This is a genomic window from Streptomyces albidicamelliae, from assembly GCF_025642175.1.
Taxonomy (GTDB): domain Bacteria; phylum Actinomycetota; class Actinomycetes; order Streptomycetales; family Streptomycetaceae; genus Streptomyces; species Streptomyces albidocamelliae.
Window position 1 is genome coordinate 5,370,383 of the sequence record NZ_CP106795.1, and the last position, 14,555, is coordinate 5,384,937.

Here is a 14,555-nt window from a genome sequence, read left to right on the forward strand (position 1 = left end):
GTGAGGTCGAAACGGGCGGTGGAGCCAACTGGGAGAACCTGCCTTGAGTCGTGAAACTGACACTCCGTCCCCCGGGCCCAACGGGCACGGTGGAGCCGCATACCCCTCCGGCACGCCGCCGTACGGGACCCCCATGGCTTCCGACGACGGTACGGACACGGGTCGTTCCGGCGCGCGGTCGGAGGAGAAGAAGACCGAGACGACGCTGACGACGCGGATCCGGATCAACATCCCCGGGTCGCGGCCCATCCCGCCGGTCGTCGTGCGCAAGCCCGTCGGGGACGCCGACGGCGCCGTGGAGGAAGCACCCGCCGCCGAGCCGCGTCCGCGCGGCCGAGCGGCCGGCGCCCCGCGCCGCCGAGGCCCCCGCGGAGCCCGCGTCCCCGCCCCCGGCCGGGGGCGAGGAGAAGACCAGCGACTGGTTCGCGCCCCGCAAGTCCTCCGCCGGCAAGGGCGGTCCGGCCGGCGGCGGCACGAACGGGGCCGGGACGCCCGGCGGTTCCGCCGCCGCACCCGCGACCCCGGCCGCCCCCGGCGCGCCGGGGGCCCGTCCGGGTGGTCCCGGAGCGTCCGGCGCGGCCGGTACCACCGGCGCGCGCCCGAGCGGCGGCCGTCCCGGCGGTGTCGTCGGCTCCATGAGCGTGCCGGGCGCCCCCGCCCCGGCGCCACGAACGGCAAGGGCCTGCCCGGCGCCACCGGCGGTCCGGTCGCCCCGGGACACGGCGGCGGCACCGGTTCCTTCGACGTGACCGAGGCACTGGCCGCGGGCTCCCGCGGCGGCGGTCCCCGCCCCGGTGCGAGCGGTGCCGGCGAACCGCGCCGTGACGACCTGCCGTACTTCGCGGAGAACGGCGCCGACGCCCTCGACGGCACCGGCACCCACGGCCAGGACGGCTTCGGCGGTGCCGGGGCAGGCGGCGGGAACGGGCACGGCGGTCCCGGCGGCCCCAGCGGCTACAGCGGGCCGGGCGGCCCCGGCGGCCACGGCGGCCCGCAGGGCCCGGCCGGCCCCACCGGCGGACCGGTCACCGGGGACGGCACCCTTCTCCCGCCGCCGGTCGGCCCGTTCGGCCTGGAGCGGGGCGAGCCCTTCGACGGCCCCGCCGCTCCGCCCGGCACGGGCGGCTACGGCGGTCCCGGCGGGCGGAACACCCCGCCGGCGCGCAGCGCCCTCGCCGACATCGCCGATCTCAGCGGACCCGGCGCTCCGGGCGCGGGCCCCGCCGGGCGCGGTCCCGGCGGCGGACTGAGCGACGACACCGCGATCCTCACCCCGCAGAAGCCGGCCCCCGAACCGGCCGGCCCCGGCTTCCGCGCGCCGGTCGCCGACAACGTCTCCGGACACACCGTCACCAGCGGGATCCCGGTCGTCCCGGGCCCCGGCACACCGCCGTTCGGCTCCGCCGCGCACACCGGCGGCCCGGGCCCGCGCACGGCGTCCGAGCCGGCGCCGGCCGCCGCCCCCAAGGCGACGCCGAAGCCGAAGAAGAAGGGCCGCAGCAAGCTGGTGCTGCTCGGCGCGGTCGTGGTGGTCCTCGCGGGCGGCGCCTACGGCGCCGGACTGCTGATGAACCGCACGGACGTGCCCAAGGGCACCACCGTGCTCGGCGTCGACATCGGCGGCGGCACCCGCGACGACGCGGTCAAGAAGCTCGACGACGCGTTCGGCAGCCGGGTGAACAAGCCGCTGAAGCTCGCCGTCGGCGGCCGGACGGTCACGCTCACGCCGGAGAACGCCGGTCTGCAGTTCGACTACCAGGCCACGGTGAGCGAGGCCGCGAAGAGCGACTACAACCCCGTCCACGTCGTCGGCTCCCTGTTCGGGCAGAAGCGGGTGGTCGAGCCGGTCATGCCGGTGGACGAGGAGAAGCTGCAGGCCGCCCTCCAGCAGGCCGGCGGCGGTTCGGGCGCGGGTTCGGTCACCGACGGCACCATCGAGTTCCGGTCGGGCAAGGCCGTGGCCGTCTACGGCAAGCCGGGCAAGGCCGTCGACGCGGCCCGTTCCGGGCAGGCGGTCGAACAGGCCTACCGCACGCTGGTGGAGACGGGCACGCCGACCCCGGTCGGCGTGCCGACGACCACCCGGCAGCCGACGGTCTCGAACGCCGAGGTCGACCGGATGATGAAGGACTTCGCGAACCCGGCGATGTCCGGCAAGGTGACCGTGCAGACGGACGCGGCGCACTCGGTCCCGCTGAGCCCCGAGAACTCGCTGTGGAAGTTCCTCAGGGTGACTGCCGTCAACGGCAAGCTGGTCGACAAGCCGGACCTGAAGGCCCTTCAGCAGCTGTACGGCCAGACCTTCGACGGGGTCCTGATCGCCCGCGGCAACGGCAAGAAGACGCCCGTGACACCGAACGACGTCTACCTCGCCCTGCGCCAGGCGCTCACCAGCAGGACGAACCGGGTCGCGGTCATCGAGACCGACCCGAGCTAGTCCGCGGCACAAGGGGGGGCGTCCATCGGGCGCCCCCCCTTCGCCGTGTCCCGTCACCCGGCCGGCATGACATCTGTCATCCGGCGGTCGGGACCGCCGACACTGCCGGGCCGCGGGGCCGTTCGGCCAGCATGGACGGCATGACGACGACAGCGGCACCGGCCACGACCACCCCGGTGGTCGGGTTCGACCAGGTGACCAAGACATACGGCAGCGTCCGGGCCGTCGACGGGCTCTCGCTTCGGCTGAACCCCGGCGAGACCGTCGCGCTCCTCGGCCCGAACGGGGCCGGCAAGTCCACCACCCTCGACCTGCTCCTCGGGCTCAAGCAGCCCGACTCCGGGACGGTGAGCGTGTTCGGCACCGGCCCGCGCGAGGCGATCGTCGCCGGCCGGGTCGGCGCCATGCTGCAGAGCGGCGGACTGATGGACGAGGTCACCGTCGTCGAGATGGTGAAGCTGGCCTGCTCCCTCCACCCGCGGCCGTACCCGGTGTCCGACGTGCTCGCCCGGGCCGGTGTCACCCAGATCGCCGACCGCAAGGTCGACAAGCTCTCCGGCGGCCAGGCCCAGCGTGTCCGCTTCGCCCTCGCCACCGCGGGGGACAGCGACCTGATCCTCCTGGACGAGCCGACGACCGGCATGGACGTCTCCGCCCGCCAGGCCTTCTGGGCCACCATGCGCGAGCAGGCCGACCAGGGCCGTACGGTCCTCTTCGCCACCCACTACCTCGAAGAGGCAGACGCCATCGCCGACCGGGTCCTGGTGCTGCACCGCGGCCGGCTCCTCGCCGACGGCACGGCCGCCGAGATCAAGGCCAGGGCGGGCGCCCGGCGGATCGCCTTCGACCTGGAGGGCACACCCGACGAGGCGGCCCTGCGCGCCCTGCCCTTCCTCACCTCGCTCGACGTGTCCGGTCAGACCGTGCGCATCCAGTCCGCCGACGCCGACGCCACCGTCCACGCCCTGTACGGCCTCGGTGTCTACCCCCGCAACCTCGAAGTCGCCGGCCTCGGTCTGGAGCAGGCCTTCGTCGCCATCACGGAGGCCGAGGAGGCCAAGCAGTCATGAACGCGCTCATCAAGCTCGAACTGGCCCGAGCCCTGCGCAACAAGAAGTTCCTGTTCTTCTCGGTGCTCTACCCCTCGTTCCTGTTCCTGATCTTCGCGAGCAGCGCCGGCTCCGAGGACCGGATCGACGGCACGGGCCTGACCGTCGCCACCTATCTGATGGTCTCCATGGCCTCCTTCGGCGCCCTGACCGCCGTGCTCATGGGCAACAGCGAGCGCATCGCCAAGGAGCGCGAGAACGGCTGGGTACGGCAGCTGCGGCTGACCCCGCTGCCCGGACGCGGCTACGTCCTCGCCAAGATCGCCAGCGCCGCCGTGGTGAGCCTGCCGTCGGTCGTCGTGGTCTTCCTCGCCGCGGCCGCGATCAAGCACGTCCACCTGGACGCCTGGCAGTGGCTCGCCCTCACCGGGGTCATCTGGGCCGGCAGCCTGGTCTTCGCCGCGCTCGGCGTGGCCATCGGGTACCTGGCCTCTGGGGACGCGGTCCGGCCGATCACGATGATCATCTACTTCGGTCTGTCCATCCTCGGCGGACTGTGGATGCCGTCCACCACCTTCCCGCAGATCCTCCAGGACATCGCGAAGTGGCTGCCCACGCACGCGTACGCTGCCCTCGGGCGGTCGATCGAGCAGAGCCAGGCCCCGAGCGCGACGGACGTCGCGATCCTCGCCGTCTACTTCGTCCTCTTCGCGGGCGGCGCGGCCTGGCTGTACCGGAAGGACACGCTGAAGGCGTGAGCACCATGACGGAAGACCCGCGGACCGGCGGGAGCCGGCCGGACCCCCAGGTGCGGATCGGGCAGGGGCCGCGCAACCGCCGCGAGCTGATGGTCAAGATGCTGTGGATCGGCGTCTGGCTGATCTTCCTCGGCAACCCCGTCCAGGACCTGGCGGGCGGCCACCACACGGCGGGCGCCACCGTGGCCGGCGCGGCCGGCCTCACCCTCTTCGTCGCCACCTACCTGTCGCTGGTCTTCCGCAACATGGGCCGGCCCTTCGCACCGGGGAACGTCGTCCTCCTGATCGCGGTCCTCGCCGTCCTCGCCCCCACGCTGGCCGCGACCCTCGGCACCCCCTGGCTCGGGCTGTTCGTCTACGTCTCGGTCGCCTGCGGCGCGACCCTGCCGGTGCGGGCCGCCTACTGGGCGATCCCGGCGACGGCCGCGGTGAGTTACCTGACCGGGCTGCGCTGGGGCGAGCGGGAAGTGGACCTCGAGCTGTTCCTCGTGCTGCTCATCGGCTTCGCGATGGTCGGCGTCGGCCAACTGGTGCGCACCACCGTGGAACTGCGCAAGGCCCGGGCGACCGTCGCGCAGCTGGCCGCCAACGAGGAGCGGCTGCGGCTCGCCCGCGACCTGCACGACCTGCTCGGCCACTCCCTGTCGCTGATCACGCTGAAGAGCGAACTGGCCGGCCGTATGCTGCCCGACCACCCCGACAAGGCCGCCCAGCAGGTGGCGGACATCGAACAGGTCAGCCGCCAGGCCCTGGTGGATGTCCGGGAGGCCGTCACCGGCTACCGGCGCCCCCGCCTCGCCGCCGAACTCGCCGGCGCCCACGTCGCCCTGACCGCCGCGGGCGTCACAGCCGAGATGCCCGCCGAACCCGAGCCGGCCGGGGTCCCCGAGGAGGCCGAGTCCGCGCTCGCCTGGTCGCTGCGGGAGGCGGTCACCAACGTGGTCCGGCACAGCGGCGCCGACCGCTGCCTGATCCGGCTCGCGCACCGCCAGACCCTGGACGGCCCGGTCCTCGAACTCGTCGTCGAGGACAACGGATCCGGGGGCTCCGGAGGGGGCCCGGGCAACGGCCTGACCGGGCTGACGGAGCGTCTGGAGAAGGCCGGCGGGACCCTGGAGGCGGGCCGGGTCAAGCACGGGTTCCGGCTGGTCGCCCGCGTGCCCACGCCCCCTTCGGGGGACGTAGGATCCGGGGCATGACGAGCACGATCAGGGTCCTGCTGGCCGAGGACCAGTCGATGGTCCGCGAGGCGCTGGCCGCCCTGCTCGGGCTGGAGGACGACATCGAGGTCGTCGCCCAGGTCGCGCGCGGGGACGAGGTGCTCGCGGCCGTCGCCGCGCACGACGTGGACGTGGCGCTGCTCGACATCGAGATGCCGGGCTGCACCGGCATCGAGGCGGCGGCCCGGGTGCACCGCGCGCACCCGGCGGTCAAGCTCGTCGTCCTCACCACGTTCGGCCGGCCCGGCTATCTGCGCGCCGCCATGGAGGCGGGCGCCGACGCCTTCCTCGTGAAGGACGCCCCCGCCGCCCAGCTCGCCGAGGCGATCCGCAAGGTGCTGTCCGGCGAGCGGGTCATCGACCCCACGCTCGCCGCGGCCGCGCTCGCCGAGGGCGCCAACCCGCTCACCGAACGCGAACGCGAGGTGCTCCGCGCGGCGGCCGACGGCGCCACCAACGCGGAACTGGCGGGCATCCTGCACCTGTCCCAGGGCACGGTCCGCAACTACCTCTCCACCGCCATCCAGAAACTGGCGGTGCGCAACCGGGCCGAGGCGGTGCGGACGGCACGGGAGAAGGGCTGGCTGTGAGGCTCAGTTGAGCATCGCCCGGGCGGTGTGCGCCTGCTGGCGCACCTTGCGGGCGGCCGGTTCGTCGACGACCTCGATCAGCTCGGCATAGGTGTCCAGCTCCGCCGCGCCCGCGGTGAACTCCCCGCGCTGCACCAGGAGCTGCCCGCGCTCGTAGCGCAGCCGGGCCGGGTGGGAGGGGATCAGCAGGGCCAGCTCCACGGCCCGCAGCGCCACGTCGGACCGCTCGGGCCGGGCCGCGGCCCACGCCCGGATGTTGTTCAGGATGCGCTGGACGACCTCCAGCGGCGCCGCCGGCTCCAGCATCGAGGCGTCCAGCGGCGCACCGGTGGCCCCGGCGACGAGCAGCTCGGCGTCGGTCCCGGCCAGCAGCCGCCCCCCGTCGAACGGGTCGGCCAGCACCTGCTCCTCCGCCGGGCCGAAGCCCACCACGAAGTGCCCCGGCAGCGCGACGCCGTACACCGGGGCCCCCGCCCGGCGGGCGACCTCCATCCACACCACCGACAGCAGGATCGGCAGCCCGCGCCGCCGCCGCAGCACCTCGTGCAGCAGCGAGGACTCCAGCCGCTGGTAGTCGGCGGGGGTCCCGTGGAAGCCGTGCTCCGCGCCGAGCAGCCGCCGGACCGCCTCCGCCCACGCGCGGGGCCCGCCCGGGCGGTACGGCAGCGCGCCCGCCAGCCGGTCCAGCTCCAGCTGTGCCTCGTCCATGCGCCTGTCGTCCAGCGAGCCGTCCGCATCCGCGCCGATCAGCAGGCACAGCCCCGACAGGTCCGGCCGCTCCGAACGGGCCTCCTCGGCGAACCGCTGCCGCAGCTCGGCGGACCGCTCCGGCGGGGGCGGGTACGGGGGCGGCAGATACGGGTGACCCATGACTGGCTCTTGCCCTTCCACGGCGCTTCCTACGACCGTCCGGGACCGGACGCCGTGTCCTCCCGAGGGCCTTCTTCCGCCGCCGTGCGGGCGTCCCCCTCCCCGGGCGCCCGGTAGTGGTGGTAGGTGTGGTGCTTCGCGAAGCCCAGGGCGGCGTAGAGCGCCCGGGCGGCGTCGTTGTCCGTCTCGACCTGGAGCCAGCCCGCCGACGCGCCCTCGTCCAGCGCGCGCCGCGCCAGCGCGGCCATCACCTCGCTGGCGAGCCCCTCCCGCCGCCGGCCGGGGTCCACCTCGACCGCCGCGAACCCGGCCCACCGGCCGTCCACGACGCACCGCCCGATCGCCGCGGGTGCCTCGCCCGCGGCGCCGGGCACCGTCGCGAACCACACCGACGGCCCGCCGCCGAGCACCCGCAGAGCCACCTCGCTCACCCCTTTGCGCCGGTACCGGGCGAGCCACGCCTCGTCCGCCTCCCGGGACAGGACCACACCCGCGCCCCCGGCCCGGTCCGCGACCGGGGCCAGGGCACCGGTCCACAGCTCGGCGGTCACCTCCCGCACCCAGCCGCGCCGCTCCAGTTCCGCGCCCAGCAGCTCCTGCGTGCCCTCGGCTCCGGTGGCGGTCTGCACGTAGGCGGGCAGGCCACGCTCGCCGTACCAGCGTCGTACGGCCTCCAGGGCCGCGTCGAGCGGAAGCCCGGGATCACCGAGGGGCAGCACGCTGTTGGCCCGCCGGGTGAACCCGGCCGCCGCTCTCAGCTCCCACTCGCCGAGCCGCTCGCTCTCCACCGGCCGCCAGCCGCGCGAGGCGACCCGCGCCAGCTCGGCGTAGGACGCGGCGGGTCCCCGGCGCCGCGCCGGGGCGGCCGGCACGACCTTGCCCGCGACCAGCGCCGATTCCGGGATCCGGACGTTTTCCCCGTCCCGCCGTGTGATCATGAGCACGCCATCATCCCATGATGTGAGAACTCCGACCGTGTCGGTGAACTTCTCCTGCGCCGAGCCGTGTTCGTATCGGCACCGAACCGACACCCGTTTTCCCACGTCATCGGGGGTGATGCGGACTTCCAGACGTCCTGCCGCCGAGATTTCCACTGGTCAGTTCACCCCTCCTGTTCGGATCACGCTCCGGAACGGAGATACTAGGGGCGGGCATCGACGACGCCGCGCTCCCGCGCGCCAGGCGGCGGAGCCTGAGGAGGCCCGCCAGCGCCCTATCGAGGAGGAACGACAGCGTGACCTACGTCATCGCGCAGCCTTGTGTCGACGTCAAGGACAAGGCGTGCATCGAGGAGTGCCCGGTCGACTGCATCTACGAGGGCCAGCGGTCCTTGTACATCCACCCGGACGAATGCGTCGACTGTGGTGCCTGTGAGCCGGTCTGCCCGGTCGAGGCGATCTTCTACGAGGACGACACTCCGGAGGAGTGGAAGGACTACTACAAGGCGAACGTCGAGTTCTTCGACGAGCTGGGCTCTCCCGGCGGTGCCAGCAAGCTGGGGCTGATCGAGCGCGACCACCCCTTCATCGCCGCGCTGCCGCCGCAGGGCGAGTGACCGTTTAGGCGCCAAGCGGCCCGCCACTTCGCGCCGCCTCGGTCCCGTACGGCCCGATCGCCCGGATCGCCGCCGTACGGGACCGAGGCGTTTTCGCCGCACCTGACGAAAGTGAGCCACTGACCGTGTCCGCAGTCTCCGACCGCCTGCCCGCCTTCCCGTGGGACAAGCTGGAGCCGTACAAGAAGACCGCCGCGGCCCACCCCGAGGGCATCGTCGACCTCTCCGTCGGCACCCCGGTCGACCCGGTGCCCGAGCTGATCCAGAAGGCCCTGATCGACGCGGCCGACTCCCCGGGCTACCCGACCGTGTGGGGCACCCCCGCGCTGCGCGACGCGATCACCGGCTGGCTGGAGCGCCGGCTGGGCGCCCGTGACGTCACCCACCGGCACGTCCTGCCGGTCGTCGGCTCCAAGGAACTGGTGGCCTGGCTGCCGACCCAGCTGGGCCTCGGCCCCGGCGACAAGGTGGCCTACCCGCGCCTCGCCTACCCGACCTACGAGGTCGGCGCCCGGCTGGCCCGGGCAAGCTACGAGGTCTACGACGATCCGCGCGAGCTGGACCCGGCGGGCCTGAAGCTCCTCTGGCTGAACTCCCCGTCCAACCCCACGGGCAAGGTCCTCTCCAAGGAGGAGCTGACCGGCATCGTGGCCTGGGCCCGCGAGCACGGCGTGCTGCTCGTCTCCGACGAGTGCTACCTGGAGCTGGGCTGGGAGGCCGACCCGGTCTCGGTCCTGCACCCGGAGGTCAACGGCGGCTCCTACGACGGCATCGTCGCCGTCCACTCCCTCTCCAAGCGCTCCAACCTGGCGGGCTACCGCGCGGCCTTCGTCGCCGGCGACCCGGCCGTCCTCGGCCCCCTGCTGGAGATCCGCAAGCACGGCGGCATGATGACCTCGGCGCCGACCCAGGCGGCCGTGGTGGCGGCCCTCGGCGACGACGAACACGTCCGCGTCCAGCGCGAGCGATACGCGGCCCGGCGGGAGGCCCTGCGGGCCGCGCTGCTCGGTCACGGCTTCCGCATCGAGCACAGCGAGGCGAGCCTCTACCTGTGGGCCACCCGCGACGAGTCCTGCTGGGACACCGTCGCCCACCTGGCCGGCCTGGGCATCCTCGTGGCCCCCGGCGACTTCTACGGCGAGGCGGGCCGGAACTTCGTCCGCGTGGCCCTCACGGCGACGGACGAGCGGATCCGGGCGGCCGCCGCCCGCCTGTGACACCCCGGCGCCCGCGTGCGCACGGACCACGGCCGACGGGCCCGGAGGGAACTCCGGGCCCGTCGGCCGTGGTGCGGCGGGGGTCAGCCGCCCAGCGGGAGACCCTTCGTCGGCAGGGACGAGGTCGGCAGGCCGCCCTTGGCCAGCGCGTCGGTCGGCAGGCCGCCCTTCGTCGCACCGGCGGCGGCGTCCCCGAGGACACCTCCCGCGGCGCCCGCCGCGTCCCCCGCGGCCTTCTGCGCCGCGGGCGCCGTCTTCTTCACGGCACCGCCGCCGGTCTTGCCCGCGGCCGGCACGGCCTGCTTGACGGCCTTGCCGCCCGTGTCACCCACGAGGGAGGAGGCGTTCTGCGCGGCACCATCGACGGTGTTGCCCACGTGCGCCCCGTCCAGGGCCGTCAGGCCGCCCAGGTTCGGGGTGGCCGCCGGCAGGTTCGTGGCCGCACCGGCGGAGCCGGCCGCACCGACCCCGGCAGCCGCTCCCGCTGCGACGAGCAGCGCGGCACGGGCGATCCGGCGGGTCAGAGGGAGGGACATGATGCTCCATTCGACGGGAGAGAACGGTCTGTGTCCGGGCTCGTCTCCGCGCTCGGACGCCGTGACTACCGCTCGAAGTCCGCGAAGGTTGCGGACGCCCCAGGTAAAGAATGGATAACGCATCGCATTATCAGGTGTGGATAAAAACGGGCAAACAAGATCCGCCGGACAGCTCGCAGAATCCTTACGGCCCTTGATTCCCAAGGGTTGCGGAACCCGGACCGCCACCCAGGCGGAACGCTCGGCCGACCGGACCCGGTCAACCCCGTGGGGTGAGGCGCCGTACTACTGTCCGGTGACGATCCGGACCGCCCCCAGCGACTTCTCCGCACCGGCCGTGCCGGCCGGCCGCACCGTCCGCCACTCGTCGGCGTGCAGGCCGGCGGTCCACTCCCGCCCCGCGTACGACACCCGCTCGATGTGCAGCGCCGAGGAGTTGGCGACCGCCCACTGCGCCAGCTGCCAGCCCCGCTGCCGCTCGCTGCGCCCGGCCGCGTCGGCCCGTGCGCCCTCGGCCACCGGAACCGTCACCGTCCGCCCGTGCGCGGTCGCGGTCACGCTCGGCGAGGGGGACGGCGACGGCACGGGCGTACCGCCCACCACCGCACCGGTCTCCTGGAGCGCGTCCCGTCCGAAGTCCCGTACCAGCGCGGCCCGTACCGCGTCCGGACCGGTCGCCTCGGCCGTGCGCTCCGGGCGCCCGTCGCAGGTCAGTGTGGCCGCCGCCTGCCCGGTCAGCGCCGCCGCGAGCAGCGTGGCGTCCGGCTCGTGCTTGGCGTACGCCTCCGGGTAGCCGCTGCGCTGCACCCGCTGTGCGGCCACCGTCAGCGGCAGGCCCGTGTAGTCCGGCACCTTCGCCAGGTGCGCGTAGAAGATGCCCGCCGCGTAGGCGGGGTCCATGATCTGGCCCTCGGTGCCCCAGCCCTGCGAGGGGCGCTGCTGGAACAGGCCCAGCGAATCCCGGTCGCCGTGCTCGATGTTGCGCAGCTCCGACTCCTGCAGGGCGGTCGCGAGCGCGATCGTCACCGCCCGCCGGGGCATCCCGCGCCCGGTGCCGACCGCGGCGATCGTCGCCGCGTTCATCGCCTGCTCCGGGGTGAAGTCGTAGGACGCCCCGTCGCCGGACGCCGACACCACGGTGCAGCCGCGCGCCGCCCCGCCCCCGGTGACGTACTGCACCACGAGGTAGGCGACGACGCCGCACAGGACCAACAGGGCCGCCAGGGAACGCAGGAGGCGGCCGCGACGCTTGGGACGGGTGGGAGACGGCTCTGGCACGCGTACAAGGTACTGGAGCCCCCTGGGGGCCCGGCCGTGGGTCCGCGGAGCGCGGCGGGCGGGCCCCCCGAGGTGGCGCGCTAGGGTCGGGACCATGGCCGACACCTCGCTTGACCTCACGCTCGACGCCGCCCGGCTCACCGCGCAGCTCGTGGACTTCCGCTCCGAGAGCGGTACCGAGAAGCCGCTCGCGGACGCGATCGAGACCGCCCTGCGCGCCCTGCCGCACCTCACGGTGGACCGCCACGGCAACAACGTGATCGCCCGCACCCACCTGGGCCGGGCCGAGCGCGTGATCCTGGCCGGCCACATCGACACCGTCCCGATCGCGGACAACGTGCCCTCCCGCCTCGACGAGGACGGCGTGCTGTGGGGCTGCGGCACCTGCGACATGAAGGCGGGCGTGGCGGTGCAGTTGCGGATCGCGGCCACGGTCCCGGCCCCCAACCGCGACCTCACCTTCGTCTTCTACGACAACGAGGAGGTCGCGGCGGACCTCAACGGCCTCAAGCACGTCGCCGAGGCGCACCCGGAGTGGCTGGCCGGCGACTTCGCGGTCCTGCTGGAGCCCTCCGACGGCGAGGTCGAGGGCGGCTGCCAGGGCACCCTGCGGGTACTGCTGCGGACCAAGGGTGAGCGGGCCCACTCGGCGCGCGGCTGGATGGGCTCCAACGCCATCCACGCGGCGGCCCCCATCCTGGCCAGGCTGGCCTCCTACGAGCCGCGCCACCCGGTGATCGACGGTCTGGAGTACCGCGAGGGGCTGAACGCGGTGCGGATCGGCGGCGGCGTCGCCGGCAACGTCATCCCCGACGAGTGCGTGGTCACGGTCAACTTCCGCTACGCCCCCGACCGCACCGGGGAGGAGGCGATCGCCCACGTCCGCGAGGTGTTCGCGGACTGCGGCGTCGAGGAGTTCGTCGTCGACGACCACAGCGGCGGCGCGCTGCCCGGCCTCTCCCACCCGGCCGCGGCGGCCTTCATCGAGGCGGTCGGCGGCACCCCGAAGCCGAAGTACGGCTGGACGGACGTCTCCCGCTTCTCCGCGCTCGGCATCCCCGCGGTGAACTACGGACCGGGCAACCCGCACCTCGCCCACAAGCGGGACGAGCGGGTGGCCACCGGCAGGATCCTGGCGGGCGAGGAGCGCCTGCGGGACTGGCTCACCGCGTAGCGCGGCCGGCCCGGCCGCGCGCCGGACACGCGCACTTCCCCCCTCTGTAACCCGCGTAGATCTAGGCTGAGCTCGAACCACCGGCAAGCGGAGGGAGCGCACATGGCGACCGGAGACCCCCAGGGGAAGAAGCAGCCGCCGGACGAGCAGCGGCTCGGACCGGTCCTCCGACGGCGCGGGCAGGTGACGGCCAGCACCACGGACCAGCGGCTGCTGGACGCGGGCGGCCCCTCGGACTGGGTCCACACCGACCCATGGCGGGTCCTCCGCATCCAGTCGGAGTTCATCGAAGGCTTCGGCACCCTCGCCGAACTTCCGCCCGCCATCAGCGTGTTCGGCTCCGCGCGTACCCCTGTCGACTCGCCGGAGTACGACGCGGGCGTCCGGCTCGGCCGGGGACTGGCGGAGGCCGGCTGGGCGGTGATCACGGGCGGCGGCCCGGGCGCGATGGAGGCGGCCAACCGGGGCGCGTGCGAGGCCGGCGGCACCTCGGTGGGGCTCGGCATCGAGCTGCCCTTCGAGCAGGGGCTGAACTCCTACGTCGACATCGGCCTGAACTTCCGCTACTTCTTCGTCCGCAAGATGATGTTCGTGAAGTACGCGCAGGGGTTCGTGGTCCTCCCGGGCGGCCTCGGCACCCTGGACGAGCTCTTCGAGGCCCTCACCCTGGTCCAGACCCAGAAGGTCACCCGCTTCCCGATCGTCCTGTTCGGCAGCGAGTACTGGGGCGGCCTGGTGTCCTGGCTGCGCGACACGGTGATCGCGCAGGGCAAGGCCGCGGAGAAGGACCTGCTGCTCTTCCACGTGACGGACGACGTGCAGGAGGCCGTGGCCCTGGTCTCCAAGGAGGCGGCCCGCTAGCGGCGGCCCCGGCCGGAGCCCCCGGCGGTCAGGCCAGGCCCCGCCTGGCCACCGCCGGGACCCGGTGGCCGGCGATGGACGCCACCATGTCCAGCACCTGCCGGGTCTCGGCCACCTCGTGCACCCGGTACACCTGCGCCCCGAGCCACGCGGACACGGCGGTCGTCGCGAGCGTGCCGATCAGCCGCTCCGTCACCGGCCGGTCCAGCGACTCGCCGACGAAGTCCTTGTTGGACAGGGACACCAGCACCGGCCACCCGGTGCCGACCATCTCGTCCAGCCGCCGCGTCGCCTCCAGGCTGTGCCGGGTGTTCTTCCCGAAGTCGTGCCCGGGGTCGATGAGCACCGACTCCCGCGGCACCCCCAGCGACACGGCGCGCTCGGCCAGCCCCACGGTCACCCGCAGGATGTCGGCCACGACGTCGTCGTAGGTCACCCGGTGCGGCCGGGTCCGCGGCCGCGCACCCCCGGCGTGCGTGCACACCAGCCCCACGCGGTGGCGTGCCGCGACCTCGGCGAGCGCAGGGTCGACCCCGCCCCACGCGTCGTTCAGCAGGTCCGCGCCCGCCTCGCACACCGCCTCGGCGACCTCGGCCCGCCAGGTGTCCACACTGATGACCACGTCGGGGAAGCGGCGCCGCACCTCCGCGACGAAGCCCACCGTCCGGCGCGCCTCCTCCTCGGCCGTGACCTCCTCGCCCGGCCCGGCCTTCACCCCGCCGATGTCGATGATCGCGGCGCCCTCGGCCACCGCCTGCTCGACGCGCGCCAGGGCCGGCTCGTCGCGGAACGTGGCCCCCCGGTCGTAGAAGGAGTCCGGCGTCCGGTTCACGATCGCCATGATCACCGGCTCGTGGGGCCCGAATTCCCGCTTGCCCAGCCTGAGCATCCGCTGTGACCTCTCCTAGTACGTCCCGCAGTACGGCCGCCTGTGACCCTAACCGTCGGACACGCATGGCACGATCGGACCCTGACAGTTACGACGTCCGGCACAGCGTCCGGCACAGAGC

At 74.0% G+C, this 14,555-nt stretch carries 13 protein-coding genes and 1 pseudogene; 9 read left to right on the forward strand and 5 right to left on the reverse strand.

Annotation, left to right across the window (positions count from 1 at the left end):
- The first annotated feature begins 43 nt into the window (after window positions 1-43).
- From N8I86_RS24660 to N8I86_RS24680, 5 genes and pseudogenes are all read left to right on the forward strand, one after another.
- Window positions 44-2,437: pseudogene (locus N8I86_RS24660) on the forward strand (hypothetical protein).
- 140 nt (window positions 2,438-2,577) lie between these two features.
- Window positions 2,578-3,507, forward strand: coding sequence for an ABC transporter ATP-binding protein (locus N8I86_RS24665; RefSeq protein ID WP_185091251.1), 930 nt, complete (start codon window positions 2,578-2,580; stop codon window positions 3,505-3,507).
- A complete protein-coding gene (locus tag N8I86_RS24670; protein WP_123436775.1) occupies window positions 3,504-4,244 on the forward strand; it encodes an ABC transporter permease in 741 nt (246 codons plus the stop codon). The genes N8I86_RS24665 and N8I86_RS24670 overlap by 4 nt, the downstream gene beginning before the upstream one ends.
- 5 nt (window positions 4,245-4,249) lie before the next feature.
- Window positions 4,250-5,443 carry a sensor histidine kinase gene (locus N8I86_RS24675; protein WP_073890402.1) on the forward strand — a complete coding sequence of 398 codons (1,194 nt, stop codon included), beginning with the start codon at window positions 4,250-4,252 and terminating at the stop codon, window positions 5,441-5,443.
- Window positions 5,440-6,054, forward strand: coding sequence for a response regulator transcription factor (locus N8I86_RS24680; protein WP_073889251.1), 615 nt, complete (start codon window positions 5,440-5,442; stop codon window positions 6,052-6,054). Before N8I86_RS24675 ends, N8I86_RS24680 begins: the two co-directional genes overlap by 4 nt.
- A 3-nt stretch (window positions 6,055-6,057) precedes the next feature.
- On the opposite strand, the gene N8I86_RS24685 is transcribed toward N8I86_RS24680, so the two are convergent.
- Together N8I86_RS24685 and N8I86_RS24690 are read right to left on the reverse strand one after the other, a co-directional pair.
- Entirely contained in the window at window positions 6,058-6,924 is an 867-nt protein-coding gene (locus N8I86_RS24685) for a transglutaminase-like domain-containing protein (RefSeq protein ID WP_263278741.1), read from the reverse strand.
- A 29-nt stretch (window positions 6,925-6,953) separates the two neighbouring features.
- A complete protein-coding gene (locus tag N8I86_RS24690; RefSeq protein ID WP_263278742.1) occupies window positions 6,954-8,018 on the reverse strand; it encodes a GNAT family N-acetyltransferase in 1,065 nt (354 codons plus the stop codon).
- A gap of 140 nt (window positions 8,019-8,158) precedes the next feature.
- On the opposite strand from N8I86_RS24690, the gene fdxA reads away from it, so the two are divergent.
- Together fdxA and N8I86_RS24700 are read left to right on the forward strand one after the other, a co-directional pair.
- Window positions 8,159-8,479, forward strand: coding sequence for a ferredoxin (gene fdxA / locus N8I86_RS24695; protein ID WP_018561461.1), 321 nt, complete (start codon window positions 8,159-8,161; stop codon window positions 8,477-8,479).
- 125 nt (window positions 8,480-8,604) lie between these two features.
- A complete protein-coding gene (locus N8I86_RS24700) occupies window positions 8,605-9,696 on the forward strand; it encodes a bifunctional succinyldiaminopimelate transaminase/glutamate-prephenate aminotransferase (RefSeq protein ID WP_073889256.1) in 1,092 nt (363 codons plus the stop codon).
- Window positions 9,697-9,779: 83 nt separating this feature from the next.
- Here the strand turns inward: N8I86_RS24700 and N8I86_RS24705 are convergent, their stop codons facing one another.
- Together N8I86_RS24705 and N8I86_RS24710 are read right to left on the reverse strand one after the other, a co-directional pair.
- Entirely contained in the window at window positions 9,780-10,232 is a 453-nt protein-coding gene (locus N8I86_RS24705) for an ATP-binding protein (protein WP_073889257.1), read from the reverse strand.
- A gap of 285 nt (window positions 10,233-10,517) precedes the next feature.
- On the reverse strand, window positions 10,518-11,510 hold the full coding sequence (locus tag N8I86_RS24710) for a heavy metal transporter (protein WP_263278743.1): 993 nt from the start codon (window positions 11,508-11,510) through the stop codon (window positions 10,518-10,520).
- A gap of 94 nt (window positions 11,511-11,604) precedes the next feature.
- Here N8I86_RS24710 and dapE point away from each other — a divergent pair, with 94 nt between their 5' ends.
- Both dapE and N8I86_RS24720 read left to right on the forward strand, forming a co-directional pair.
- On the forward strand, window positions 11,605-12,684 hold the full coding sequence (gene dapE, locus N8I86_RS24715; RefSeq protein ID WP_073889260.1) for a succinyl-diaminopimelate desuccinylase: 1,080 nt from the start codon (window positions 11,605-11,607) through the stop codon (window positions 12,682-12,684).
- A 102-nt stretch (window positions 12,685-12,786) separates the two neighbouring features.
- Window positions 12,787-13,545 carry an LOG family protein gene (locus N8I86_RS24720; protein ID WP_073889262.1) on the forward strand — a complete coding sequence of 253 codons (759 nt, stop codon included), beginning with the start codon at window positions 12,787-12,789 and terminating at the stop codon, window positions 13,543-13,545.
- Window positions 13,546-13,573: 28 nt separating this feature from the next.
- Here the strand turns inward: N8I86_RS24720 and folP are convergent, their stop codons facing one another.
- Complete coding sequence (gene folP, locus N8I86_RS24725) at window positions 13,574-14,434, reverse strand: dihydropteroate synthase (protein WP_263278744.1); 861 nt, start codon at window positions 14,432-14,434, stop codon at window positions 13,574-13,576.
- Window positions 14,435-14,555: the final 121 nt, after the last annotated feature.

Bases quoted from the DNA above. Each gene is read 5' to 3' on its own strand.
- N8I86_RS24705 (WP_073889257.1), bottom strand. From the start codon at position 10,232: ATGTCCCTCCCTCTGACCCGCCGGATCGCCCGTGCCGCGCTGCTCGTC.
- N8I86_RS24680 (WP_073889251.1), top strand. From the start codon at position 5,440: ATGACGAGCACGATCAGGGTCCTGCTGGCCGAGGACCAGTCGATGGTC.
- N8I86_RS24685 (WP_263278741.1), bottom strand. From the start codon at position 6,924: ATGGGTCACCCGTATCTGCCGCCCCCGTACCCGCCCCCGCCGGAGCGG.
- N8I86_RS24675 (WP_073890402.1), top strand. From the start codon at position 4,250: ATGACGGAAGACCCGCGGACCGGCGGGAGCCGGCCGGACCCCCAGGTG.
- N8I86_RS24670 (WP_123436775.1), top strand. From the start codon at position 3,504: ATGAACGCGCTCATCAAGCTCGAACTGGCCCGAGCCCTGCGCAACAAG.
- folP (WP_263278744.1), bottom strand. From the start codon at position 14,434: ATGCTCAGGCTGGGCAAGCGGGAATTCGGGCCCCACGAGCCGGTGATC.
- N8I86_RS24720 (WP_073889262.1), top strand. From the start codon at position 12,787: ATGGCGACCGGAGACCCCCAGGGGAAGAAGCAGCCGCCGGACGAGCAG.
- N8I86_RS24665 (WP_185091251.1), top strand. From the start codon at position 2,578: ATGACGACGACAGCGGCACCGGCCACGACCACCCCGGTGGTCGGGTTC.
- dapE (WP_073889260.1), top strand. From the start codon at position 11,605: ATGGCCGACACCTCGCTTGACCTCACGCTCGACGCCGCCCGGCTCACC.